We start from the raw sequence: 22,724 nt of genomic DNA on the forward strand, positions 1-22,724 counted from the left end.
GCCAGATGAAAAAATATAGGGGCAAAGAGGAGAGGAACGCAAATGAACAGCTTTTTATTTCTGTCAACGGCATTGGTAGGGTTTGGCGTCACGGCCCTGCTGGGGTTATGGATGATCCCCTTCCTGCACAGGCTGAAGTTCGGCCAGACCATCCGGGAGATCGGCCCCAGTTGGCACAAAAAGAAACAGGGCACCCCCACCATGGGCGGCGTCATGTTCATCATCGGCATTGTGTTCGCGGTGCTGCTTTGCGTGCCCGTCTACTACAGCCGGGCCGGGTCAGAAACAGCCCTGATGATGGCCAAAGTCTTTGGGGGCCTAGGTATGGCAGTGGGCTACGGGGCCATCGGTTTTATGGATGACTACATCGGCATTGTCAAAAAGCGCAACCTGGGGCTGACAGAACGGCAAAAGCTGGTCCTACAGTTCCTGGTGGCCGGGGCCTACCTGTTCAGCCTCTACCTGGCCGGGGACGACACCGCAACCACCGTGCCCTTCATCGGCCGGGTGGACCTGGGGCCCTTCTACTACCCCCTGGCGGCCATCCTGCTGGTGGGCCTCACCAATGCCGTCAACTTTACCGACGGCATTGACGGCCTGGACTGCACTGTCAGTTTCTTTGTGTTTACCGCGCTGGCCCTGTGCGCCGGGGCTCTGTCCATGACCGGCCTCTCGGCCATGGCGGTAGGGTCCGCGGCGGCCTGCATCGGCTTTCTGGTGTGGAACTTCCACCCGGCCAAGGTCTTTATGGGGGATACCGGCTCGCTGTTTTTGGGGGGCATGGTAGGCGCCCTGGCCTTTGGGCTGGATATGCCCATCCTCCTGCTGCCTTTGGGGGCTATCTACTGGGTGGAGATCCTGTCCGTAGTCCTCCAGGTAGCCTACTTCAAGCGCACCCACGGCAAGCGCCTGTTCAAAATGTCCCCCATCCACCACCATTTTGAAATGTGCGGCTGGGGCGAGGTCAAAATCTGCACCGTATTCGGCCTGATCTCCCTGCTGGGCGGCGCCCTGGCCCTCCTGGCCGTCCTGTACGGCGTCTAGGGCGCAGGGTTTCCCGCCGGCTGGAAATAATTGGCTGCAAGAGGAAATCGCCCCGTCCTGTACAGAATAATACAGAAATAGAGAAAGGAGTGAGTGCCAATGCCAGCCGCGGGAAGGACAGCCAGAGGGCTGGAGCGGGTGCCGGAGCGCCCGGCCCGGCCCAAAGGGCGCCCGGCAAACGGGCAGCCCAGCAGGCAGCGCCGCAGAAGAAAGCAGTTTGCCATGTTCAGCGTGGGCAACGGCATGGATATGCCGCTGTTCGTGTTCATCATGGTGCTACTGGCCATCGGCCTGGTGATGCTGTTCTCTGCCAGCTATGCCGACAGCTACTACCGGGAAGGGGACAGCTACTTCTATATCAGGCGCCAGGCGGGGTTTGCGGCCTTTGGGCTGGTGGCCATGGTCATGGCCTCCCTCATCGACTACCACCGCTACCACAAGGCCGCGCTGGTCCTGGCCGGCGTCACCGTGGTGCTGTTGCTGATGGTGGTGGTGTTCGGCCGCATCCTGCAAATAGAGTCCATTGCCCCCAGCGAAGGCGTGGCCTACCGCTGGCTGAATCTGGGCGTGCAGTTCCAGCCCTCCGAGGTGGCAAAGTTCTCGCTCATTTTGCTTTTTGCCCACATGATCTCCCTCTACGCAGACAAAATGGACACCTTCCGCTACGGGGTGCTGCCCTTTGGGGCGGTGCTGGTGCTGTTCGCCTTGCTGATCTTCCTAGAGAACCATATGTCCGGCACGCTCATCGTCCTGGCGCTGGGGGGTATCATGATGTTCGTCGGCGGCACCAGGCCCCGCTGGCTGGTCCTGGGCATAGCCGTCGGTATAGCCGCCCTCATGGCCTATATGCTCCTGGGCGGCAAAGACGAGAGCGGCGAGGGCGGCGTGTACCAGATGGGCCGGGTAGAAATCTGGCTGGACCCCTTTAACGAGGACAACGACCAGGCCACCTGGCAAACCCGCCAGTCCCTGTACGCCATTGGGTCGGGGGGGCTTTTCGGCGTGGGGCTGGGCCAGTCCCGGCAAAAGTATATGTACCTGCCCAAGCCCCAAAACGACTTCATCTTTGCCATTGTCTGCGAGGAACTGGGCATGGTGGGGGCGCTGGTGATCATGCTGCTCTTTGCCCTGCTGATCTGGCGGGGGGTGTACGTGTCCCTGCACGCCAAAGACCGGTTCGGCACCATGCTGGGGCTGGGGCTCACCTTCCAGGTGGGCCTGCAAGCGGTGCTCAATATCTGCGTGGTCACCAACACCATCCCCAACACAGGCATCAGCCTGCCCTTTTTCAGCGCGGGGGGCACCTCCCTGGTCATGCTGCTGGGCGAGATGGGCATCCTGCTGAACATCTCACGCAGCGCCAATGTGGAACGCACCTAGCCCGCAAAAAGCACGGCGCAGGGCCCGCCTGCCAAAGGCGGCCATATTAAGCAAAAGAACGGAGTGGGAAAATGCTGGAAAAGATGGGCGAATTTTTTGAAAACCGGCTGGAAGGCTATGAGGAGCACCAGTTAACCGCCATTGAAAGCGCGGCGGATTTTTACCCCTTTACGGCCAGCCTGCTGCCGGCGGAGCCCGGGGCGCGGATCCTGGACCTGGGCTGCGGCACCGGGCTGGAGTTGGGCTGGTACTTCCAGCGCAACCCCACCGCCCAGGTCACGGGCATTGACCTGGCCCCAGGGATGCTGGCGCGGCTGCGGGAGAAATTCCCCGAAAGGGACGTCACCCTGATCTGCGGCTCCTATTTCGACGTCCCCTTTGGCGGGGGATTTGACGGGGCGGTGTCGGTGGAATCCCTCCACCACTTCACCCAGGCGGAGAAGATCCCCCTTTACACCAAACTGCGGCAAGCCCTGAAATCCGGGGCCCGGTTCGTGTTGACCGACTACTTCGCCCCCTCCGAGGAGGCGGAAACCGCCCTGCGCCAGGAACTGCTGCGGCTGAAAAAAGAGCAGGGTATCCCGGAAGGGGCGTTTTACCACTTTGACACCCCGCTGACGGTAGAGCACGAAATCCAGGCGCTTCAGGCGGCGGGTTTTGCCGGCGTAGACATACTGGGCCGCTGGGAGAACACCATCACCCTGGCAGCCGGAACATACTAAGGGAGGGCGCAAGCTATGAAGGTACTATTGACCGGCGGAGGCACCGCCGGACACATCAACCCGGCCCTGGCGGTGGCCGGGTACTTGAAGAAAAAAGAGCCCGATACGCAGATCCTCTACGTGGGCAACCGGGGCGGCATGGAAGAGCGCCTGGTGCAGCGGGCGGGCTACGAGATGGCGTTCATCACCATTTCCGGGTTCCAGCGCAAGCCGACCCTGCAAAATGTCAAGCGCAATTTCCTCACCATCCGGCGTATGTTTGCCGCTGCCGCGGAAACCAAGCGCATCATCAAAAACTTTGCCCCCGATGTCTGTGTGGGCACCGGCGGCTACGTCAGCGGCCCGGTCATCTGGGAGGCCGCCCGCATGGGCGTGCCCTGTGTCATCCACGAGTCCAACGCCTACCCCGGCGTCACCACCAAAATGCTGGCCAAATCCGTCAAAACCGTTATGCTGGCCGTGCCGGACGCCAAAAGCTATTTTGCCGGCTCCGTCAACTGCGTGGTCACCGGCAACCCGGTGCGGGGCGAGGTGCTGGCCGCCCAGCGGGAGGAATCCCGCAAGGCGCTGGGCCTGGACAGCCGCCCGCTGGTGCTGTCCTTTGGCGGCAGCCTGGGGGCCTCGGCCCTCAACCGGGCAGCCGCCTATATGCTGGCCGAAAGCGCGAAAACTGGCAAATACCAGCACATCCACGGTTATGGCGCCCATGACCAGGCGTTTTTGGGAGAAGTAAAAGAATTCGGGCTGGACATAGACAAAAACCCCCACATCCGCCTGCTGGAATACATCGACAATATGCCCCAGTGCCTGTCCGCGGCCGACCTGGTCATCGGCCGGGCCGGGGCCATGACCCTCACGGAGATCGAGGCCAAGGCCAAAGCCTCCATCCTGGTGCCCTCCCCCAATGTGGCGGAGAACCACCAGTTCCACAACGCCATGGCCCTGGTGCGCCGGGGCGCGGCGGAGATCATCGAAGAAAAGGATCTGACCGGCCAGGCCCTCTGGAAAAAGGTGGAGAAAATCCTCGGCGACCCCGCCCGCCTGCAAAGCCTGGGGGAGAACGCCGGCAAAATGGAGATCATCGACGCCAGCGAGCGCATATACCGGGAGATAAAAAAAGCGGCCAAAGCCACCTGATGGCCGGCCGCCCAGGGAAAGGGGACAGGCAAGATGGAATATCCCATTATAAAACTGCGGGACAACCCCGCCATGCTGGAGGCAATGGCGGGCTGGTTCCCCCACACCTTCGGCGTGCCGGAGGCCGCCTACCGGGAGAGTATGGAGCAGTGCCTGGCGGGCACCGGCCCGGTGCCCCAGTGGTATGTGGCAATGGAGGGCGGGGTTGTCATCGCCGGGCTGGGGGTGATCGAAAACGACTTCCACCCCCGTACGGACCTGGCCCCCAATGTGTGCGCCGTGTACGTGGAGGAGCCCTACCGAGGCCGGGGGTTGGCCAGGGCCCTGCTCCATACCGCCTGCACGGACATGGCCGGGCTGGGGGTGGACACCCTCTACCTGGTGACGGGCCACACCTCCTTTTACGAGCGCTGCGGCTGGGAGTATTTCTGCCCGGTCACATTGGAGGAGGGCGTCCGGCGGATGTACCGTAAGGTCAGCCGCCGGATTACCCCCTGCGGGGACGACTGCCTGCAATGCCCCCGCTACCTGGCCCGTACAGAGGACGAACTGCGGGCCCTGGCGGAGCTGTGGTACCGGGTGGGCTGGCGGGAGAGCCCGCCGCCCCCGGAGGAAATGCGCTGCGGGGGGTGCTCGTCCCACAGGGCCTGCGCCTATGGGCTGACGGATTGCCTGGCGGCCCACGGAAAGGAAAGCTGCGCCCAGTGCGGGGAATTCCCCTGCGGACGGATCAGGGGGCTGCTGGAGCAGTCCAAGGCGGGCCAGGCCCGGTGCCGGGCGGCCTGCACCCCCCAGGAGTACGCCCGGCTGGAGCGGGCCTTTTTCCACAAGGAGGAGAACCTGGGGCCGGCCGGGCCGGCAGGCCGGTAGCCACCCCGCACAAAATCAGGAACACTTCATAAAATGGCATATCTTACCGGAGTGAGGTGTTCTGTATGATCATGATCGACGGCCCCGCGGAACTCTGCGGGGAAATCAAGGTACAAGGGGCAAAAAACAGCACCCTGCCCCTTTTGGCGGCGGCCCTGCTGTGCAAGGGCCAAACCGTGCTGCGCAACTGCCCGGACCTCTCCGACGTGGACACGGCCTTGCGTATTCTGGAGCATCTGGGCTGCCGCTGCCGGAGGGACGGCCACGACCTGGTGGTAGATAACGCCGTGACCCGCTGCGAGATCCCGGAAGAGCTCATGCGGGGGATGCGCTCCTCCATTGTGTTCCTGGGGGCCATGATCTCCCGCTGCGGCAGGGCCCGGCTGTGCTCCCCCGGCGGTTGCGAGCTGGGCCCCCGGCCCATTGACCTGCACCTGTCCTCCCTGCGGCGGCTGGGGGTGCAAATCGACGAAAGCGGCGGCTGGCTGGATTGCGCCGCGCCCAACGGCATCCAGGGGGCCTATGTGTCCCTGGCCTTCCCCAGCGTGGGGGCCACCGAAAACCTGATCCTGGCCGCGGTGTGCAGCAAGGGCACCACCATCATCGCCAATGCCGCCCGCGAGCCGGAGATCAGCGACCTGTGCGAGTACCTGAACCGCTGTGGCGGCCGGGTCTATGGGGCGGGGGAGAGCTGCGTCATCATCGACGGGGTCAAAGAGTTGTTCGGCTGCGAGCACCGGGTGATGCCCGACCGCATTGCCGCCGTCACCTATATGGCCGCCGCTGCGGTAACAGGGGGCAATATCACCCTTCGGGACGTGGACAACGCCCACATCCTGCCCATGCTGCCCCCCTTCGAGGAGTCCGGCTGTGAGGTACGCCAGTTGGGCGGCTGCCTGAACATCATGGCCCCCCGGCGGCTGGGGGCAGTCAAACATATCCGCACCATGCCCTATCCGGGTTTCCCCACCGACGCCCAGCCGGTGATCATGGCAATGGCGGCGGTAGGCCAGGGCACCAGCGTGTTTGTGGAGAACATATTCGAAAACCGTTACCGCCATGCCGAGGGCTTGGGGCGCATGGGCGCCCAAATCAAGGTGGAGGGCAAAGTAGCCGTGGTAGAGGGCGTCAGCCGCCTCACCGGCGCGGCGGTAGAGGCCGCCGACCTGCGGGGCGGGGCGGCGCTGGTGGTGGCCGGGCTGGCAGCCCAGGGGCGCACCCAGGTGGGCTGTACCGGCCACATCCGCCGGGGCTACGAGCGCCTCTCCGAGGACCTGGCTGACCTGGGTGCCCGGGTACGGGAAACCTGAGCCCCTACAAAGCCCTGAGAGCCCTGGAACGAAGAAGTGGAAAGGAGGCGGCGGCATGGCAAGAGAGCAGCCACCCCGGCGGGAGAAACGTACCCCACGGGACCTGTGGGATCATGGAAATTTTGAAGACGTCAGTTCCTACTCTACCGGCGAGCCCCCCCGGCGGAACCCCCTGGAGGGCTGGGACGAGAGCCTGTCCACCCGGCGGCCCCGCCCCCAGCGCCCGGACCGCCGGCAGCCTGCCCGGCCTCCTGCCACCGGCCGTAGCGGGCGGTCCGCCGGCCAGGGCAGCCGCCGCCCACCGCCCCCCCGGGGGGGCCGGCCCGCGCCGTCCGGCCGCAGGCCACGGGAGGCGGCCCGGCGGCCCGCCCTCTCCAGTGCCCGCCCCCGCGGCCGTCCCCAGCCCCAGGAGCGCCGGCGCAAAAAGCCCATGAGCCTGTTCCGCCGGCGGCTGCTGATCGTCCTGGCCCTGCTGGGCATGGTGGCCGGCACGCTGTTTTTGGTGGAATCCCTGCTGCTGCGGGTCACGTCCATACAGGTGGCCGGCGACGCGGTGTACGCCGAGGAAGACATCCTCAGTATATGCGGCTATAAGCCCGGCGATAACCTGCTGCTGATCCCCATCGCCAGCCGGGAAGAGCAGCTTGAAACCCAACTGCCCTATGTGGCCCAGGCCAAAATCAGCCGCCGCATCCCCGGCACCGTGCGGGTCGAGATCACCGCCGCCAGGCCCGTGTGTAGCCTGCAAGCCGGGGGCGGCTGGTATGTGGTAGATGCCTCCGGCAAGGTGCTGGAGGCCCGGGCCGACCCCTATCCGGGGGTAATGCAGGTAACGGGCCTTAGCCCCCACACGGCCCAGCCCGGGTACCTGCTGGGGCTGGAGGACGAATCGGTGGCCGCTATTTTCAGCGAGATCCTGGAAGCCATCGACCAGTTGGGGGCTGCCGGCCGGTTCACCCGGCTGGACCTGTCCGATACCGCCCAGATCCGCCTGTGGTACGAGGACCGGGTGGAGTTCCTTTTAGGCGGCCCGGTGGAGTTGTCCCACAAGCTGCAATACGGCTACGGCCTGTTTGATACCAGCAAGCCCGATGCCATCCAGCCGGAGGAAACCGGCCAGTTGGAACTGTCCTACCTGCCGGAGAGCAAGCGGGCCTTCTTCAACGCCGGCGAAGTGTCCCCCGGGGCCCAGCCCGCGCAGCCCCAGGGGGACGCCGCCGGTACCGAGGGCAGCGGCAATGGCGGCGATACCCCCGCCGGCCCCACTGACCCCAGTGACCCCACCGACCATGGCGGCGAGGGCGGCGGAGAAACCCCGCAGCCGGGCAGGGGCAGCGGTATCCCGGACCAGATCTATACCGGCGGTTAAGCCGCCCTGCCTACAGAGGGCGGCCGCCCTTTGGGAATGTATGTTTTGCCTCCGGGGGCCGCCGCTCCATATGTTGTGGTAACGGCAGGCCGGGTACGTATTTTCTCAGGAAAAATCAGGAAATCCCCATTTTACGCGGTCTTTTTTCAAGATTATCCTTGAAATTTCCCCGGAAAAGTGTTAGATTATACTATGTAACGTAAACTTGACGTAATGATGCTTTGGTTGGTGCGTAAGTACATAAAAAGCAAACTGCGGAGGAGAAGCACGAAAACCAGAGCCTGCTGGGAAACCGGAATGGGCCGGGAAACGGGCTTTGGCGGTACTTTGGACGGGATTTAAGAAAAAAGTGAAGGGTGGTCGTAAAAATGCCTTTTGAAGTTGACAATTTATTGGATGAAACCCCACAGACCATAAAAGTAGTAGGCGTAGGCGGGGGCGGCGGCAACGCCGTCAACCGCATTGCCAGCGCCGGTGTGCGCAGTGTAGAGCTGGTCTGTATGAATACCGATAAGCAGGCCCTGCAACGCAGCCAGGCCTCCATCAAGGTGCAGTTGGGCGAAAAGCTGACCAACGGCCGTGGCGCCGGCTCCAAGCCCGAGGTGGGCGAGAAGGCCGCCGAAGAGAGCCGGGAAACCATCGCCCAAGTGCTCAAAGACGCGGACATGGTGTTCATCACCGCCGGCATGGGCGGGGGCACCGGCACCGGCGCGGCCCCGGCCGTAGCCAAAATCGCCCGGGAGCAGGGCGCCCTGACCGTAGGCATTGTGACAAAACCCTTTGCCTTTGAGGGCCGCCGCCGGATGGAGCAGGCCGAAAAGGGCATCGCCGCTTTGCGGGAGCACGTAGACTCCCTGGTGGTCATCCCCAACGAGCGCCTCAAGCTGGTCAGCGACGAGCGCATTACCTTGGCCAACGCCTTTTTGGTGGCCGATGACGTGCTGCGCCAGGGCGTGCAGAGCATCTCCGACCTGATCCAGCTCCCCGGCATCGTCAACCTGGACTTCGAGGACGTAAAGTCCGTGATGCAGGACGCGGGCTACGCCCACATGGGCGTGGGCCACGGCACCGGCAAGGACAAGGCCGAGCAGGCCGCCATGGCCGCCATTTCCAGCCCCCTGCTGGAAACCAAGATCGCCGGGGCACGGGGCGTCATCATCAACATCACCTCCAGCCCGGATATCGCCCTGGACGAGATCGACACCGCCTCCCAGATCGTCACCGAGCGGGCCCACCCGGACGCCAACATCATCTGGGGCGCCACCTTTGACGACAGCATGGAGGACGGCATGAACGTCACCGTAATCGCCACCGGCTTTGAGGGCATGAACGGCGAGAAAGCCAAGCCCGCGCTGGATATTGACCTGGACGACGACTTCCTGGGTCCCGCCCCCACCGAGCAGGCCCCGGTCATCTCCAGCCGCAGCACCGGTTCTATCCGCAGCAGCAGCACCCAAAGCACCCGTGCCAGCGAGCCCCGGGTTGACCCCAAGGTTATTGACGACGACGATACCTTTACCGACATCATGTCCATATTCAACCGCAAATAAGGGGAGGCGGCTATGGGAAATCTGATCAAGGGCGTGCACCACATCGCCGTCAAGCCCACGGCGGAGAAGTATCAGGAAACGGTAGATTTTTACACCAAACTGCTGGGGCTGGAGGTCAAGCAGCGTTGGGGCGACCCGGCCCATCCCTGCCTGATGGTTTCCTGCGGGGACAACACCTGCATGGAGATCCTGCACAGTGACAGCGATATCCCTGCCGGCGGCCCCCTGGCCCATATCGCCTTTGCCACCGGCCAGGTGGACGCGATCATCGCCAAAGTGCGCGAGGCCGGCTACCAGGTGACCATGGAGCCCACCGATGCCAACCTGGGCGGCGGGATGCCCGTCCGCGTGGCTTTCTTCTACGGCCCCGTGCAGGAGCATATCGAGCTGTTCTGGGAGAAATAAAGGCCCCGTAATGAAAATACCGCCGCTTAGGGCTTGTTTGAAAATAGAGGGAATGACGAATTTTTGGTCAGAAGTGGTCAGATTCCAGGAAAAAACCGCAAGTCAACCTCGTGGTTGACGAGGATTTTTGACGCAGAAGATGGCCGCTTTCGATGTTCGCTTTGCGAAATCGAGCAAAAAGACGGCGTTTTCGATTTTTCAAACGAGCCCTAAGGGTTTCCCTAAGCGGCGCGGGCAGGACGGCCCCGGCGGGTGCTGGGGCCGTCCTTTTATAAAAATCACAGCGCCCTATACCCAATGGAAGGGAAGTGAAGGCCTATGCCTTTTGTAGGGGTAGAGCAGCCGGCGGTCATCCCGCTAAACGCTGCTTTCCGGCTGAAACGCTACGACGGCCACTACGAGAAAGCCCTGCCCGGCTACCAGGACCCGGTCGTCTACCAAAACTCCGAGGGCATTTTTGACGAGAGCCGGATCCCGGACCTGGACTATGTAAAGGGTATGTGCCGTTACCTCCATAAAAACGGGGAGCTCTACTTTATCGAGGCCCTGGAGGACGGCAACTGGGTGCCGGTAGGGGATGTGACGGTCAAGCCGGAGAACCCGCCCATCGCCATCTGGTACGCCAGGTACCGGGGCAAGGGGCTGGGCTCCCTGGCCATGCAGGCGGTTATCGGCCGCCTGCGGGCGCTGGGGCATCCCCGTATCACCGGCACCACCATCTATAAGTGGAACACAGCCTCGCTGCGGATGCACCAAAAGCTGGGTTTCCAGATTGTCCGCGAAACGGAAAAAGACTACCATCTGGCGCGGGAACTATCCCAACAGGAGGCGCATAAAAATGGATGAGATCAAGCTGCATACCGGCCGGTTGCCGGAAATGGCCGCGGGCCTGCGGGCGGGCCAGCGGGTGCTGCTCAGCGGTACCGTCTACACCAGCCGGGACGCGGCCCACAAGCGCATCACCGAAATGCTGGACAGGGGGGAAAGCCCCCCCTACCCACTGGCCGGGGCGGCCGTGTACTATGCCGGCCCCACCCCCGCGCCGGCGGGCATGGCCATCGGCTCCTGCGGCCCCACCACCAGTACCCGCATGGACCCGTACACCCCCCGCCTGCTGGACTTGGGCCTCTGCTGCATGATCGGTAAAGGCAAGCGCAGCCCCGCCGTGGTCGAGGCCATCCGGCGCAACGGGGCGGTGTACCTGTGCGCCATAGGGGGGGCGGGGGCGCTGGCTGCCCAGTGCATCACCGCCTGTACGGTCATTGCTTTCGAGGACCTGGGCTGCGAGTCCGTCAAGCGCCTTACCCTGCAAGACTTCCCCCTCATCGTAGGCATCGACAGCCAGGGAAACAGCATATTGGTCTAAGGGCGGGCCCGGTGGGCCAGCCCCCGTTTTTTGCGGGCGATCGCCCAGCCGTCTGCCCGCCACGCCCAACCAATACCCCTAAAAGGAGGCACGCCCATGTATGAACCCCTGATGAAACTGCTGGTCAAAGGGTACGGCGGGGACCCCACCCCCCAGGTACGGGAAAAGAGCGGCCGGGCAGCCGGGGCGGTGGGTATCGCCACCAACCTGCTGCTGTTCGCCATCAAGCTGATAGCCGGGCTGCTGTCCCACAGCGTGGCCATCCTGGCCGACGCGGTAAACAACCTGACCGATTCCGGATCTTCCATCATCATGCTGGTGGGCTTTAAGCTGGCCGGTAAGCCGGCGGATAAAGAGCACCCCTTCGGCCACGCCCGCATCGAGTACCTCTGCGGGGTGATCGTGTCCTTCATCGTGCTCTTTTTGGGCCTGGAGCTGGCCAAATCCTCCGTCGAAAAGATCATCACCCCAAAAGCCGCTGCCTTCGGCCCCCTGTCCCTGGCCATTTTGGTGATCTCCGTGCTCCTCAAGCTGTGGCAGTGCGGCTTTTACCTAAGCGTAGGCAGAAAGATCGGCAGCGGCGCCCTGACGGCCACGGCCAGCGACAGCCGCAACGATGTAATCGCCACCGCGGTGGTGCTGCTGGGCGCGGTGATCACCCGCCTCACCAGCCTGCGCCTGGACGGCTGGCTGGGCCTTCTGGTGGCGGGTTTCATCGTGGTTTCCGGCGTGCGGCTGATCATGGAAACCGCCGACCCCCTGCTGGGCGCCGCCCCCCGGCAGGAGCTGGTCCAGGCCATCTACCAAAAGATCCGCGGCTACCAAGGCATTATCGGCATACATGACCTGACGGTGCACAGCTACGGTGAGGGCCGCTGCTTTGCCAGCGTCCACTGCGAGGTGCCCGCCGAGGAGGATATCCTCGTCAGCCATGACCTGATCGACAACATCGAGCGGGATTTTCTGGAGCAGGAGGGCATCCACCTGGTCATCCACCTGGACCCGGTCGTAACCGGCGACCCCAAAGCCCAGGCCCTGCGGGAGCAGGTGCTGGCCCAGGTCAAGGCCGCCTACCCCCAGGCCGCCATCCATGACTTCCGGGTGGTCTGGGGCGTCACCCACTCCAATGTGCTCTTCGATGTGGCCGTGCCCTTCTCTCTGCAAGACTCCGACAGCCAGGTCAGGCAGACCGTGGCCCGCGCGGTGCAGTCCCTGGACCCCACCTACCGCCCCGTCCTCACCGTAGACCGGGAAGGCGTGGTCAACGAGCTGGAAACGTAAGGCTGCCTCCGGCGGCTTATAAGAACTCCCAAAGACTTTTTTGCGCCCCAACGCCGGTTATATGGGAGCACGGTATCTCTGGTTTCCTAGCGGGTGATGGATTGCGTCTTTTTGATTTGGCTAGCGTCTGTTTTAAAACGCCGAAAGCGCCGTCTTTTTGCCTGATTTCCCAAGACGAATATCAAACGGCCCCTTTCTGCTTGAAAACCGCCTGCCACTAGACGTAATCTGCCATTTCCTCTATATACAAACAAGCCGAAAATCATCTTTAAAAGAAAAAAGTAGACATACGCCCGCCTAACGGTCGAGCAACCGGCCTTCCCCAAACAGGCCGACAGATAACGGCGTAAAAGTTTTTGAAGGGTGCAGGGAAACTTTTTTCAAAAAGTTTCCCTGTTAGCCGGAGGCAACCTTACAAAGCATCTCTTTTTTGTCCCCCTGCTGAATATACATGGAAAAGCCCCTTTCAGCATGGAGATGATAGAGTGAAAAAGCAGAGTTTCCTTTATGGCGCGGTGATCCTGACAGCGGGCATGGCGGTGGTCAAAGTCATCGGCGCGCTGTTCAAAATCCCGCTCCAGCATTTTATTGGCGAATATGGAATGGGCCTGTTCAATGTGGCCTATAATTTTTATGGCCCCATTTTCAGCCTGGCCACAGCGGGTTTCCCGGTGGCGGTGTCCCGGCTGGTCAGCGAAAACGCCTCCCTGTCCCGCTGGAACCATGTGCGGGCGGTCAAGGCGGCGGCCACGCCGCTGTTTGTGGGGTTCGGCCTGCTGGGCGCTTTGGGCATGACCCTCTTCGCCCCCTTTTACTGCCGGCAGGTCATTGGCAACCCGTATGCTATTTACCCCATGCTGGCCCTGGTCCCCGCCATCCTGTTTGCCTGTTGCGGGGCGGTGTACCGGGGGTATTACGAGGGCTTGCGCAACATGGGCCCCACCGCCGTGTCCGAGATCATCGAGGCCGCCGTCAAGCTGTGCCTGGGCCTGGGCCTGGCCTGTTTTGTGGTGCGGCAGGGGGCAGAGGAATTCGCCCAAAAGGGCACGGTGTTCGGCATAGCCGCCGCGGGGCAGGACCAGGCGGGTTTCCTCACCCTGGCCTTTGCCGCGGCCGGGGCGGTGCTGGGGGTCACGGCTGGCTCCCTGGGCGCGGCGGCCTACCTGGCCCTGCGCTGGCGGTATAAGGGGGATGGCGTCAGCCTGCGGGCCCGGCGCAAGGCGCCCCCGGCCTGCAGTTGGGGCAGCACGGCCAAAGCCCTGCTGAAGATCACCGGCCCGGTAGCCGCCGGTTCCATTGCCATGAACGCCGCGGGCCTGATCGACGCCACCTTCCTGCAAAGCCGCATGGCCGCTATCATGGGGCAGGACCCCGATGCCCTGCTGTCCGCCTACCAGGGCCTCATCCCCCCCTTATATACCCAGCACCCGGAAACCCTGCCCACCTTCCTGTACGGCTGCTACACCCTGGCCATGACCCTCTACCTGCTGGTGCCCGCCCTCACCCAGGCCATCGGCATGAGCGCCCTGCCCGCTGTCACCGAGGCATGGGCCCGCGCCGACCGCCCCCAGTTGCGGGAGCGCATGGAGTCCGTGTTGGGCATCACCGCGCTGGTGTGCATCCCGGCAGGGCTGGGGCTCACCGCCCTGGCCGGGCCCATTGCCCGGCTGCTGTATGGTGCCGGCGGCTCGCCGGAGATCGTCGCCGGGGTGCTGCTGTCCCTGGGCCCGGCCTCGGTGCTGGCGGCCATGTGCACCCCGGTCAGCAGTATGCTTCAGGCCGTGGGCCGGGCCGACCTGCCGGTCAAACTGCTGGCCGTGGCAATGGCCATCAAAATCGGCGTCAACTGGTTCCTCTGCGGCCTGCCCCAGGTCAATGTCAAGGGGGCGGGGGTGGGCACCCTGGCCTGCTACCTGTTTTTGGTGGCCAGCCAGCTTGCCTGTTTACAGCGGGCCGCCGGGGTGCGGTTTCATGCCGGGCGGCTGTTCCTCAAGCCGCTGGGCTGCGGCATTTTGTGCGGCTGCGGGGCCTGGGGGGCTTACCAGGGTCTAAGCCGGGTGGGCTTGGGCAACGGGGCCGCCACCGGGGCCGCCATTGCCGCGGGGGCGCTCCTCTATCTGGCGGGCCTGCTGGCCAGCCATGCCCTGGCAAAAAAGGACCTGCTCATGCTGCCCCACGGGGAAAAAATTGCGAAAACCCTTGAAAAACGGGGGTGGATGTGATATCATTGCATATGTTGCAAATTGATCCAGACTGCCGCGGCCGGGGGCCGGGGGCCCTTCTCCGCGGACGAAATCTATTGGGAGGAAATAAAAAATGAACAAGACCGAGCTGATTACAGCCGTAGCCGAGAAGGCCGAGCTGAGCAAAAAGGACGCCGAAGCAGCGGTAAAGGCTGTGGTAGACAGCGTGACCGAGGCCCTCATCAACGGCGATAAGGTCCAGTTGGTGGGCTTTGGCACCTTCGAGGTGCGCGAGCGCGCCGCCCGTTTTGGCCGTGACCCCCGTACCGGCGAGAGCATGGAGATCGCCGCCTCCAAAGCCCCGGCGTTCAAGGCCGGCCAGGCCCTGAAGGACGCGGTCAACGGCAGGAAATAAAGGGGACGGAAAGCGGGCCGCGCAAGGCCCGTTTTTTATTTTCGCCGGTATCGGCAGGCAAGTCAACATAGGGAAAGGGGCGGGGCCAATGGGGCTGCCGGAAGCGTTTTTAAAAAGGATGGAAAACCTGTTGGGGGCAGAGTTCCCCGCTTTTGTAGAGGGTTACGCCCGCCCGGCCTTCCGGGGGGTTAGGCTGAACCCCCTTGCCTGCACCGGGGCGGTTTTGCGGCAAAACCTGCCCATGGCGCTGGAGCCTGCCCCCTTCTCGCCCCTCAGCTTTTATGCCGCTTGGGCCGAGGGTTTTGGCCGCCTGCCCGCCCACCATGCCGGTATGTTCTACGCCCAGGAGCCCTCCGCGGCCTCTGCCGTCACCGCGCTGGACCCCCAACCCGGGGAGCGGGTGCTGGACCTCAGCGCCGCGCCGGGGGGCAAGTCTACCCAAATCGCCGGCCTGCTGGGGGGCCGGGGCCTGCTTTGGGCCAACGAGGTGGTCAAAAGCCGGGCCTCCGCTCTGCTCTCCAACCTGGAGCGTCTGGGCGTGCCCAATGCCGTGGCCTCCTGCTGCCGCCCGGAGGTGCTGTGCCGGGGCCTGCAAGGGTATTTCCACCGGGTGCTGGTGGATGCCCCCTGTTCCGGCGAGGGGATGTTCCGCCGGGACCCCAGGGCCGTCGGGGAGTGGAGCCCCCAGCACGTGGAGGCCTGCGCCCTCCGGCAGCGGGCTATTCTGGATGCCGCGGCCTTGGCCGTAGGCACAGGGGGGGTGCTGGTCTACTCCACCTGCACCTTCTCCCCCCAGGAGAACGAGGAAACCGCCGCTTGGTTTCTGGAAAACCACCCGGCTTTTGTGGCCGAGGACCCCCTCGTGCCCCTGGGGCGGCCAGGGCTACAGGGGCTGGGCCGGCGCATTTACCCCATGGACGGCGGCGAGGGCCATTACCTGATCCGGTTCCGCCGGGTGGGGGAGAACCCCTCCCAGGCAGGCAGCGCCGTGCCCCTGCCCACCGGCGCTGGGGCCCTGGCCGGGCAGGAGCTGTACCGGCAGCTTTTCACCGGCAGCCCGCCGCCTCTGGCTGAGGTAAAAGGCACCGTGCTCATCCCCCCGCCGGAACTGCCCGGGCTGCGGGGCCTGGGGGTGCTGCGCGCCGGGGTGGAGTTGGGCTACCAGCGCAAAAACCGGCTGGAGCCCGCCCATGGCCTGTTCATGAGCCGGCCCGCCGGCCAATGCCTCCAGCGGCTGGACCTCCCTCCGGACAGCCCGGAACTGGCCGCTTTCCTCCGGGGCGAGGAGCTGCCCTGTCCGGGCCGCGGCTACATAGCCGTGTGCGTGGGCGGCGTCACCACCGGTTTCGGCAAAGCCTCCCAGGGCCGGCTGAAGAACCACTACCCCAAGGGCCTGCGCAACCTCCGCTGACCCCGCCCCAGCACCCGCGCCCCTTGCCCCCCAAAGCGGCTGAGCCTACCTCCGGCTGCCCTTCCAAGCCCCGCCACCCCTCCCCAAGCGTGCCCGCGCCCCCAGCGCCCCTTGCCCCCAAGCAGCCAAGCCTACCCCCGGCTGCCCTCCAGTGGCTCGCTACCCCTCCCCAGGCGTATCCGCACCCCCAGCGCCCCTTGCCCCCAAGCAGCCGAGCCCACCCCCGGCTGCCCTCCCAAAGGCCGCCCCCTCCAGGCGTGCCCGCGCCCCCAGTGCCTCTTGCCCCCAAGCAGCCAAGCCCACCCCAGGCGTACCCGTTTCCGGCGAATGCCCCCGCATCAAAAATGATGCTTTCCATCAACAATATATATAATATATTATGCTTTCACTCTCTTGCTGATCCCACCACCCCAGCCTCCCGGCAGCCCCACAGCCCGGCCCCTCCCGCACAACCCCACGGAGGCAGTGCCGGCCCCCTGGTGCCCCGCCGGCCCCCGCCAAGACCCCCCTCCTATCCCCTTATGACCGCCCCCTTACCTGCCGGAGAACCCCGGAAGAACAGGGGAATACCCCCTGATGAACTGCCTGTAATCAGGGGGTAAAACTGTCTTTTTATGCGTTTTTTTGTATATTTTCCCGATTTCCGGTGCCACCGGCACCCCTATACGCGTACCACCGGCCGGGTAAAATCCTCCCCCGCAGGCTGGGCAACCGGGCAGGCAAGGCCGTACAGGTCACCGGCCCGCGCCTCCGCCTGAAAGGTGTCCAGCGCCTCCCCAGGCAGCTTTTTCAGATCCTTGGGCCGGGCCACAACCGGCAGCCCCAGCGGCCCCTGCCCCAATATCTTGTGCCCGCGAGGCCCCATCCCCAGCACCCGTAGATAGGGGGGCAAGGGTGGCAAAGGCGCCCGCAGCCCCAGGAAAGCGGCCAATACCAGCCGCCGCATCCGGGCATGGCTGTACCGCCGGGACTTGGCCAGCGCGTACAGCTCCTCCAGCGACCCCGCCTGGCGGGCCGCCCGGTACAGGCGGTGGTCAAGGCCCTCGCTCATGTCCGGCAGGGCGCTGAACGCCTGGGGGGGCAGGGCGCGTAGCTGGCATAATACCGCCCGTTCCAGCCGTTCCAGGCTGGCCGGGCAGCGGCCCTGGGCCCTGGCCAGCGCCACGGCCCGGGCCGTGCTCTCCGGCGCCAGCCCGTCCAGCGTCCCGCCGGCCCGCAGAATATCCCGCAGTTGCCCGGCGGAAAGGATAGGGGGAGAGGGGCGCTTGCCCCCGCCCGGGGCGGCCCCCAAAGGGGTTTCCCGGCCATGCCCGGCCCCCTGCCGTAGGATGGGCGAGGGCCGTATAGGGGCGTTTTGCCGCCGGATCGCCTTGATATATTCCACCCCCAGGTTGGCGTTAGGCAGGGCCAAAAGGGCCGCGTCCCCAGCGCCAAGCAGCCGGGCAACGGCCTGCTGGCGGCGGCCGGCAAAGCTTGCACCCTGCTGCGGCTGATCGGCCAGCGCCTGAGAAAACGCCGGGGACAGCAGCGCATCGGCCAAACGGCACAGGGCAGCGGTATCCGGGCATTCGCTGCCAAACCAGAGGGTATCGGCCCCCAAAGCGGCCGCTAAAGCCACGCCTCCCGCCGCAAAGCGCTCGGCCCCGGCGCAGGCCCAGGAAAGGGGCAGTTCCACCACCAGGTCGGCGCCGTTTTCCAGGGCCAGCCGGGCCCTGGCCCACTTGTCCAGCATGGCAGGGGCGGCCCGCTGGGTGAACTGGCCGCTCATCACACAGCACACCAGCCCCCCGGCGGCCCGGGCAGCGTCCAGCACCAGCTTATGGCCGAAGTGTAAGGGATCAAACTCGCAAATAATGGCAGAAACCGGGATTTTTGCGCTCATTTCTTGAAAACTCCTTGAATTCACCTATCAGTTATAGTATAATAGCAGCAAAGGAAGGCGTAGCCGTCCCCCAATCCCCGGCTGAGGGGAAAGCTGGTTGCGCCTACGCCGGGCCATGCCTCCAAACCAAACAAGTTCTGGCCGGCAAAATACGGCCCCATACCGGGTAGCTTTGTTCATGATATATAGTATTATATAAATTTTTCTGCGGAAAGGAAAGACCTAACATGAAAATTCTAGTCATTAATGCGGGCAGTTCTTCTCTCAAGTACCAGCTCATCGACATGGACGGGGAGAAGATGCTCTGCAAAGGCAACTGCGAGCGTATCGGCCTGGATGGAGGCATCTTCACCCACAAAACCGCCGACGGCCGGGAACTACATAAGGACGTAGATATGCCCGACCACACCGCTGCCTTTACCCAGGTAAAGGACGCTTTGCTGGATCCGGAGAAGGGTGTTATCAGTAACCTGAACGAGGTAGCTGCCATTGGGCACCGGGTGGTGCAAGGCGGGGCCATCTTCCACCAGTCCTGCCTGGTTGACGAGAAAGTCATCGCGGATATTGAAAGCCTGATCCCCCTGGCCCCCCTGCATAACAAGGCCCATGTCCAGGGCATCCGGGCTTGCCGGGACCTGTTTGGCGAGGACGTACCGGAGGCGGTCATTTTCGATACCTCCTTCCATGCCACCATGCCCGCAAAAGCCTATATGTACAATGTACCCTATGAGTATTACGAGAAGTACGCCATCCGCCGTTATGGGGCGCACGGCACCTCCCACCGGTATGTAAGCGCCCGTTGCGCCCAGTTGATGGGCAAGGATCCCCAGGACATCAAGATGATCACCTGCCATCTGGGCAACGGCTCCTCCATCACGGCCGTGGACGGGGGAAAATGCATTGACACCAGCATGGGCCTGACCCCCCTGGACGGCTTTATGATGGGCGGCCGCACCGGCACCCTGGATCCTTCCGTTGTCACCTTTATTATGGAAAAGGAGGGCCTGAGCCCTGCGGAGATGGACCAGATCATGAACAAAAAATCCGGCCTGCTGGGCATTTCCGGCGTTTCCAGTGATGACCGGGACGTGACCGCTGCAAGGGAGGCCGGCAACCCCCGCGCCAAGCTGGCCCACGACATTTTAGAGTACCAGATCAGCAAATTCATCGGCAGCTACATGATTGCGCTGGGGGGCTGCGACGCCATCGTCTTTACCGCTGGTGTGGGCGAGAACCAGTGGCATCACCGCTGGGAGATCGGCCGCTACCTGGAGTTCCTGGGGGTAGAGCTGGATGAGCAACTGAACCGGGAGATGGTACTGGGCAAAGAGGGGAAAATCTCCACCCCTACCAGCAAGATCGAGGTGTACGTCATCCCCACCAACGAAGAACTGGTCATTGCCAGGGACACCAAAGCTTTGGTAGAAGGCAAGTAAGTGCCCGCTATTTTCATAGAAAGAACAGAGAGCGCCCGCGGTATGCGGGCGCTTTTTTTGGCTGCTTTTTTGTCAGGATGGGCGAAAAAACAGTCGAAAGCACGATTTATACCCCACTACAGGCTGGCAAAATCATGAAATTTTCGGAAAAGGTTGCAATTTTGTAACTTTTACGATATAATGATGGGCAGAATCAAGATGCTTTTTGGAGGTACATAGGATATTATGCGAAAACATATGATAAAAAATTTGGTCTTGCCGGTGCTGCTGGCCCTGCTGACTGTACTGGCGCAGGCCACGCCCCTGGCCAGTGCGCTGGAGGCAGGAGAGCCCGCTGCCACAGCCCGGCCGGAGGAAGGCACGGTGGACGAGCCCTCCGAAGAAGGGCCTGCGGGCAGCGGGCCTGTGGGGGAGGAATCCCCCAGCCCCTCCCCGGCTATGACGCCGGATCCGGCCCCTGATGGCGAACCGGCCACGCCTGTACCCGAAGAAACCCAGGCGCCTTCTCCCACGCCGGAGGCCGGGGACAGCCAGGAGGATGGGAGCGCGTCCATCGGCCAGGAGCAGGACAAGCCCCAGAACCTTACAGCCGCGGTGGGCGCCCTGCAAACCGGTACCCATGAGGCGTACATGACCGGCTATGCGGGCGGCTATTTTAAGCCGGAAAACTACATGACCAGGGCCGAGGTCTGCCAGGTATTCTTTAGCCTGCTGAAAAGCAAGCCTGAAAACCCCACCACCAGCTTTACCGACGTGACCACCGGCTGGTATGTGGATGCCGTGGCTGCCATGAGCGCGTTGGGGGCTGTCAACGGTTATTCCGACAATACCTTCCGGCCCAACGGGTACATTACCCGGGCGGAGTTTATCCAAGTCCTCAGCAGCTTTTTCCCGCCGGAGGAACCCGGCGAGGTGCACTTTACCGACGTGCCGGAAAGCCACTGGGCCTATAAGGCCATTGCCATGGCCAGCGCCAAAGGGTGGATTTCCGGGGACGGCCAGGGCACGTTCCGGCCCAACGAGCGGATCAAGCGCTGCGAGGCAGTTACCACGATCAACATAGCCCTGGGCCGTACCACCAGCGACGGTTTTGCCGCTGACCGGGAAACCCAGGAGTTTAAGGATGTACCGAAAAATCACTGGGCCTTTTTGCAGATTGCCGAGGCCGCAGACCCTACGGAGGAGCCCTTGCCCACACCCACCCCTTCCACCACCCCTACGCCTTCCCCCGGCGGCCAGTTGCCGGACGGTACGAAGGTGGGCTCTATTGTGCGGGTAAATGCTGAAACAGGGCTGAATATCCGTTCCGGGGCGGGCACCAGTTTCTCGGTGGTGACGGCGGTGGTCAACGGTACCCTGTTGACGGTGACGGACATCTCCAAGTACCCCTGGATCGGGGTGCGCACGGCCAGTGGGCTTAGCGGGTATTCCCACTCGGACTACCTGGTGCTGTCCCACGGCAATGGCAATACCAGCCAGAACGGTACTTTGTCCCATTCCTCGCTGACCTTGAACCAGTACATGAGCGCCAGACTGGACGCCAAAGCGGACGCAAACGTGACGGCCATGCAGTGGTCCAGCACCAATGAGGCCGTTGCCAGGGTGGCGTATACCATTGACTATAACAGCCGCGAGCAGACCGCTGTGGTCTATGCGGGTTCCCCTGGCACAGCCACGTTGAGTTTTGCGGATGGCACCGGCCAGGTGAAGGACACCTGTACCGTTACGGTAACGGCGCCCCAGTCTGTACGCTTTGCCTATGCGGACGGGAACTCCGTGCCCCTGGGCTCGACTTTCGATCTGGTGGCTGTAACGGATATCAGCCGGGAAGAGGTCCGCTTTGACATTGTCAGCGGGCCGGCGGGGGGGAGTTTCTCAAGCAGTTCCTATGAGGAGGAGTCCCGGCAGTCAACCCATGGGCTGCCCACCAACCAGGTGCGGGTGTTCCGCCGCCCGGTGAAATTTGGAGCCTCCGGGCTGTACACTTTGCGGGCCTATTCCGCCCAGGGGGGCGCTTATGCCAGCGACCCGTATGTGTTCACCGTGCTGGTGACCCAGGCTGGCAACGTGACCACGGCAACCAATGAAACCCGCCGCACCAGTGGCAAGATGATCGACCTGATCAAGGGCTTTGAGGGCAATGTATGGGAGATTGAGGACGACCGGATCGTGGCAGGCAACCCCACCGTGGGCCACGGCTATGTAGTCACAAAGGAGAACAACCTGTTCTATAACAACCTTACCGCCACCGAGGCTTACGCGATGCTGGTGAACACTGTTAACAACGGCAACTACTCCAAGGCGGTGGAGAATTTCCGTAAAGAGAACAACATCATGATGAGCCAGGCCCAGTATGACGCGCTGGTGAGTTTTGTCTACAACTGCGGCAGTGGCTGTCTGAATGTAAACGCGTATGATACCCCGAACATCATTTTGAACATGGTGACCCCGCCTGCGGATGTGTCGCCTTCGCGGCCCTACACCGGCGTGCTGAATGTGGTGAAGGCCGAAATGTACGCCCAGACCGACTATACCAGCACCGTGGTGGCGGAGGTGCCTGTAGGTGCAACGGTAAGCATTACCGAGGTGCAGGTGTACCGCACCTCTACCAAGCAGGAGGTATGGTACAAGGCCACCTACAGCGGCAAGACCGGCTGGCTCCCATCGGGCTATGTACGGCTGAGCGGCAATTTCCAGCGTGACCTGAACTACGCGGACTCTACCTCCCTGGCCAATGAGTTCCTACAGTGGAACAAGTCCGGTGGGCGGCTGGTGCCGGGGCTGGTGTACCGGCGGCTGGCAGAGAGCAAGATATTCTTCTTCGGCAACTATGCGGAGGCCGTGAATGACGGCCAGTCCAATTACCGGAGGAACACCTATGGGTTCAATTACCCCGGGCCCTGCAAGTACCTGGATCAGCGATGACCAGGGCAAGGCCCCAATAGGCTGCGAATGGCGCGGTC

18 protein-coding genes are annotated in these 22,724 nt (G+C 63.2%); 17 read left to right on the plus strand and 1 reads right to left on the minus strand.

Features of this window, described 5'->3' with window-relative positions:
* The first annotated feature begins 42 nt into the window (after positions 1-42).
* The 15 genes from mraY (at position 43) to U8U01_RS02770 (ending at position 16,443) form a co-directional block, all read left to right on the plus strand.
* Entirely contained in the window at positions 43-1,044 is a 1,002-nt protein-coding gene (gene mraY / locus U8U01_RS02700; protein WP_322170029.1) for a phospho-N-acetylmuramoyl-pentapeptide-transferase, read from the plus strand.
* A gap of 99 nt (positions 1,045-1,143) precedes the next feature.
* Positions 1,144-2,424 carry an FtsW/RodA/SpoVE family cell cycle protein gene (locus U8U01_RS02705; protein ID WP_322170032.1) on the plus strand — a complete coding sequence of 427 codons (1,281 nt, stop codon included), beginning with the start codon at positions 1,144-1,146 and terminating at the stop codon, positions 2,422-2,424.
* 71 nt (positions 2,425-2,495) lie between these two features.
* Entirely contained in the window at positions 2,496-3,146 is a 651-nt protein-coding gene (locus tag U8U01_RS02710; protein ID WP_322170034.1) for a class I SAM-dependent methyltransferase, read from the plus strand.
* Positions 3,147-3,161: 15 nt separating this feature from the next.
* The gene (gene murG / locus U8U01_RS02715) at positions 3,162-4,283 is read left to right on the plus strand and encodes an undecaprenyldiphospho-muramoylpentapeptide beta-N-acetylglucosaminyltransferase (protein WP_322170037.1); all 1,122 of its coding nucleotides are present in this window, start codon (positions 3,162-3,164) and stop codon (positions 4,281-4,283) included.
* 33 nt (positions 4,284-4,316) lie between these two features.
* Positions 4,317-5,153: a GNAT family N-acetyltransferase gene (locus tag U8U01_RS02720; protein ID WP_322170040.1), complete on the plus strand. Its 837-nt coding sequence runs from the start codon at positions 4,317-4,319 to the stop codon at positions 5,151-5,153.
* 65 nt (positions 5,154-5,218) lie between these two features.
* Complete coding sequence (murA, locus tag U8U01_RS02725; RefSeq protein ID WP_322170042.1) at positions 5,219-6,463, plus strand: UDP-N-acetylglucosamine 1-carboxyvinyltransferase; 1,245 nt, start codon at positions 5,219-5,221, stop codon at positions 6,461-6,463.
* A 55-nt stretch (positions 6,464-6,518) separates the two neighbouring features.
* Entirely contained in the window at positions 6,519-7,832 is a 1,314-nt protein-coding gene (locus U8U01_RS02730) for a cell division protein FtsQ/DivIB (RefSeq protein WP_322170045.1), read from the plus strand.
* 368 nt (positions 7,833-8,200) lie between these two features.
* A complete protein-coding gene (ftsZ, locus tag U8U01_RS02735) occupies positions 8,201-9,382 on the plus strand; it encodes a cell division protein FtsZ (protein WP_322170048.1) in 1,182 nt (393 codons plus the stop codon).
* Between the two features lie 12 nt (positions 9,383-9,394).
* Positions 9,395-9,787, plus strand: a complete 393-nt coding sequence (locus tag U8U01_RS02740; protein WP_322170050.1) for a VOC family protein — start codon at positions 9,395-9,397, stop codon at positions 9,785-9,787.
* A gap of 318 nt (positions 9,788-10,105) precedes the next feature.
* The gene (locus tag U8U01_RS02745; protein ID WP_322170052.1) at positions 10,106-10,633 is read left to right on the plus strand and encodes a GNAT family N-acetyltransferase; all 528 of its coding nucleotides are present in this window, start codon (positions 10,106-10,108) and stop codon (positions 10,631-10,633) included.
* Positions 10,626-11,153 carry a FumA C-terminus/TtdB family hydratase beta subunit gene (locus tag U8U01_RS02750; protein WP_322170054.1) on the plus strand — a complete coding sequence of 176 codons (528 nt, stop codon included), beginning with the start codon at positions 10,626-10,628 and terminating at the stop codon, positions 11,151-11,153. The genes U8U01_RS02745 and U8U01_RS02750 overlap by 8 nt, the downstream gene beginning before the upstream one ends.
* Before the next feature lie 96 nt (positions 11,154-11,249).
* Positions 11,250-12,434 (plus strand): cation diffusion facilitator family transporter, encoded by a 1,185-nt coding sequence (locus tag U8U01_RS02755; protein ID WP_322170056.1) that lies wholly within the window; start codon positions 11,250-11,252, stop codon positions 12,432-12,434.
* A 485-nt stretch (positions 12,435-12,919) separates the two neighbouring features.
* Positions 12,920-14,656 (plus strand): putative polysaccharide biosynthesis protein, encoded by a 1,737-nt coding sequence (locus tag U8U01_RS02760; protein ID WP_322170059.1) that lies wholly within the window; start codon positions 12,920-12,922, stop codon positions 14,654-14,656.
* A 94-nt stretch (positions 14,657-14,750) separates the two neighbouring features.
* A complete protein-coding gene (locus U8U01_RS02765; protein WP_322170061.1) occupies positions 14,751-15,032 on the plus strand; it encodes an HU family DNA-binding protein in 282 nt (93 codons plus the stop codon).
* Between the two features lie 88 nt (positions 15,033-15,120).
* Positions 15,121-16,443 carry an RsmB/NOP family class I SAM-dependent RNA methyltransferase gene (locus tag U8U01_RS02770; protein WP_322170063.1) on the plus strand — a complete coding sequence of 441 codons (1,323 nt, stop codon included), beginning with the start codon at positions 15,121-15,123 and terminating at the stop codon, positions 16,441-16,443.
* 661 nt (positions 16,444-17,104) lie between these two features.
* Here the strand turns inward: U8U01_RS02770 and U8U01_RS02775 are convergent.
* A complete protein-coding gene (locus tag U8U01_RS02775) occupies positions 17,105-18,325 on the minus strand; it encodes a nucleotidyltransferase family protein (RefSeq protein WP_322170066.1) in 1,221 nt (406 codons plus the stop codon).
* 227 nt (positions 18,326-18,552) lie between these two features.
* Here U8U01_RS02775 and U8U01_RS02780 point away from each other — a divergent pair, with 227 nt between their 5' ends.
* Entirely contained in the window at positions 18,553-19,761 is a 1,209-nt protein-coding gene (locus U8U01_RS02780) for an acetate/propionate family kinase (protein WP_322170068.1), read from the plus strand.
* A gap of 237 nt (positions 19,762-19,998) precedes the next feature.
* A complete protein-coding gene (locus U8U01_RS02785; RefSeq protein WP_322170070.1) occupies positions 19,999-22,686 on the plus strand; it encodes an S-layer homology domain-containing protein in 2,688 nt (895 codons plus the stop codon).
* Positions 22,687-22,724: the final 38 nt, after the last annotated feature.

The organism is Acutalibacter caecimuris (genome assembly GCF_034335085.1).
GTDB lineage: Bacteria > Bacillota > Clostridia > Oscillospirales > Acutalibacteraceae > Acutalibacter > Acutalibacter caecimuris.

Bases quoted from the DNA above. Each gene is read 5' to 3' on its own strand.
- mraY (WP_322170029.1), top strand. From the start codon at position 43: ATGAACAGCTTTTTATTTCTGTCAACGGCATTGGTAGGGTTTGGCGTC.
- U8U01_RS02705 (WP_322170032.1), top strand. From the start codon at position 1,144: ATGCCAGCCGCGGGAAGGACAGCCAGAGGGCTGGAGCGGGTGCCGGAG.
- U8U01_RS02710 (WP_322170034.1), top strand. From the start codon at position 2,496: ATGCTGGAAAAGATGGGCGAATTTTTTGAAAACCGGCTGGAAGGCTAT.
- murG (WP_322170037.1), top strand. From the start codon at position 3,162: ATGAAGGTACTATTGACCGGCGGAGGCACCGCCGGACACATCAACCCG.
- U8U01_RS02720 (WP_322170040.1), top strand. From the start codon at position 4,317: ATGGAATATCCCATTATAAAACTGCGGGACAACCCCGCCATGCTGGAG.
- murA (WP_322170042.1), top strand. From the start codon at position 5,219: ATGATCATGATCGACGGCCCCGCGGAACTCTGCGGGGAAATCAAGGTA.
- U8U01_RS02730 (WP_322170045.1), top strand. From the start codon at position 6,519: ATGGCAAGAGAGCAGCCACCCCGGCGGGAGAAACGTACCCCACGGGAC.
- ftsZ (WP_322170048.1), top strand. From the start codon at position 8,201: ATGCCTTTTGAAGTTGACAATTTATTGGATGAAACCCCACAGACCATA.
- U8U01_RS02740 (WP_322170050.1), top strand. From the start codon at position 9,395: ATGGGAAATCTGATCAAGGGCGTGCACCACATCGCCGTCAAGCCCACG.
- U8U01_RS02745 (WP_322170052.1), top strand. From the start codon at position 10,106: ATGCCTTTTGTAGGGGTAGAGCAGCCGGCGGTCATCCCGCTAAACGCT.
- U8U01_RS02750 (WP_322170054.1), top strand. From the start codon at position 10,626: ATGGATGAGATCAAGCTGCATACCGGCCGGTTGCCGGAAATGGCCGCG.
- U8U01_RS02755 (WP_322170056.1), top strand. From the start codon at position 11,250: ATGTATGAACCCCTGATGAAACTGCTGGTCAAAGGGTACGGCGGGGAC.
- U8U01_RS02765 (WP_322170061.1), top strand. From the start codon at position 14,751: ATGAACAAGACCGAGCTGATTACAGCCGTAGCCGAGAAGGCCGAGCTG.
- U8U01_RS02770 (WP_322170063.1), top strand. From the start codon at position 15,121: ATGGGGCTGCCGGAAGCGTTTTTAAAAAGGATGGAAAACCTGTTGGGG.
- U8U01_RS02775 (WP_322170066.1), bottom strand. From the start codon at position 18,325: ATGAGCGCAAAAATCCCGGTTTCTGCCATTATTTGCGAGTTTGATCCC.
- U8U01_RS02780 (WP_322170068.1), top strand. From the start codon at position 18,553: ATGAAAATTCTAGTCATTAATGCGGGCAGTTCTTCTCTCAAGTACCAG.
- U8U01_RS02785 (WP_322170070.1), top strand. From the start codon at position 19,999: ATGATAAAAAATTTGGTCTTGCCGGTGCTGCTGGCCCTGCTGACTGTA.